Source organism: Paraburkholderia sp. RL18-085-BIA-A (assembly GCF_046027075.1).
Classification (GTDB): Bacteria; Pseudomonadota; Gammaproteobacteria; order Burkholderiales; family Burkholderiaceae; genus Paraburkholderia.
This window is the reverse complement of sequence record NZ_JARESU010000373.1, coordinates 1-1,955: the sequence shown is the minus strand read 5'-3', so window position 1 is coordinate 1,955 and position 1,955 is coordinate 1. Positions and strand designations below refer to the sequence as shown.

Sequence of the window (1,955 nt, the reverse complement as noted above, 5' to 3'; positions counted from 1 at the left end):
ATTCGGACGCTCATTGGGACGGTTGTGCACCAGGATATCGCGCTCGACCGACGCCCAGTTGCTGCGCGTCAGGCCCGCAGCCGTCAAGAGCGTATGCCCGTTGCCCAGTGCGCTTACCGTAACGCTCTGAGAACATGCGATTCTTAAGAGTTCGATGAGTCCTTCGTCGTTCGATGCACGAGTCACACCCATTCCGTCCGCGACGTAGAGCGTATCAAAGGCTCGGAACCGTTGTCCGACCAGGCGTTCCGTCCAGACGCATACAGAGGACGAGCACGCAATCGGACCACCGAGAGCCGATACAAGACGAACGCCATAGGTTAGGCAACCTCCGCCGGAGGACCGCTGCAATTCGTTGGCGATATGCAGCGCCTCTACGAGTGTTCCTGTTCCGAGGAGAGAAAAACCGTCGTATAGAACGATGCCTATGAGCTTCGAAACGGGCTCGCCGGACCGTTCATCTTCACTGCTCGACTTCGAACTAAAGGATATAGCGTGAGACATGGCCGTTACTTCCTCTTAAAGTCGAATAGCAGATTCCTTCAATAGTTCCCGTTGCGATTTAATATTGACCGAGACCAGGGATGGATGCGTTGCCTAACTGTTTCCGTGGCGGCCTCAACTAGGGTTTTGGCCGAATGTTCCGCAGACCGATGGTCGATTCGGACAGCTGAGAAACAGTATATCGGACAACTTTCCTGTGATTCTCAGACGGATATGCAGGGTGCAGGTAGATGAAGGTTCATGTATGAAAAAAGAGAAGGATGCTTGTGCAGTCCGTCCACAAGATAATCACCTTGGCACGGTTACGAGAGCAACATCAGATAAGTAAGTGGATTAGGGCCATGTCGAATATAGCCGCTGAATTTAAGGCGCCCCTCGTCGTGTGTGAGTTGATCAGTGGTCAAGTAACACGCTTTTTATGGGCGTACCGATCCCATCAATCGCCGGCGCGAGCGGTAGACGTTAGCGAGCGCTAACGCAGTGAACGCCCGCAGGCGTTCTTTTTTCCAGATCGCAATAGCGCACCTTCGTATAAACCCCACACTCGCTTGACTACGGCGACTACTTACTTCGCGCGGACGCGGCTCTTCGACTCGTTGCGGTTCTTGTCGCGCTGCACCTCATCGACCTGACCGCCGGCGCGGCGCATGCGCTCATTCGTCAAGTTATGGGCGTTCGGCGCCTTGCTGCGAATCAGCTCCTTCGGGCTGGCACACGCGCTGTCACCATCGACGCGCCCGCTTCTGTCCGTGCACGGATGTTTGTCATTCACGTTGGCCGCCGTGAGTGCCGCGCTGTGCAGCAGAGCGCTCTGGCTGTCCACACCGACATGTGCAGCTTAGCGCCGAAGTACCATTGCTTGTCTACGCGGGTCTAGTGCATCTCAGGGGCGCGCGCGTTCCGCTGATTCTTCGTCGGGTCCGCCGCGCCGATGATGGTTGCGTCGACAATAGTGTCGCTCTCGAGCGTCATGCCACTGGCCTGCAACACTCGACCGACTTTGGCAAACAATTGCTCGCCCAATTTGTGCGTGTCGAGCAGGCGTCGGAATTTGAGTAGCGTCGTCGCGTCGGGTACGGCTTCATGGCCCAGGTCAATCCCGAATAAGCGACTCAAACTGGCGCTGTCGTACAGCGCTTCTTCGCGGACGAAAGTCCGCTAGATTGAACCGGTGCTGCATGAAGTGGATCCGCATCATGCGCTCCGGACCAATCTCCGGGTGGCCCTCGCCGCGCGTCGCGTAGTGCGGCCGATTACCGCGCTTAACTCGGCCAATGGCGTATTCGTGCTCATCGTGTGAAGAAGCCCGGTCTCGCCGCGTCGGTCTGCGGTGCGTGTCGAGACCGGCGCCTTGATCGGCTGCCATCGCCAGCGGCGGCTGCTTCATCCTGCTCTGCCTTCTTTATCGACTCTCATCGAAAATGCTCAAATACCTCAGCGGCAGACCTGAT

The 1,955-nt window shown here is 57.0% G+C and carries 1 protein-coding gene and 1 pseudogene; both read right to left on the bottom strand.

Features of this window, described 5'->3' with window-relative positions; all coding sequences use genetic code 11:
- The coding region (locus P0D89_RS52525) for a helix-turn-helix domain-containing protein (RefSeq protein ID WP_459252689.1) at positions 1–504 on the bottom strand (504 nt) is incomplete at its 3' end.
- Between the two features lie 416 nt (positions 505–920).
- Positions 921–1,891: pseudogene (locus P0D89_RS52520) on the bottom strand (IS5 family transposase).
- Between the last annotated feature and the right edge of the window lie 64 nt (positions 1,892–1,955).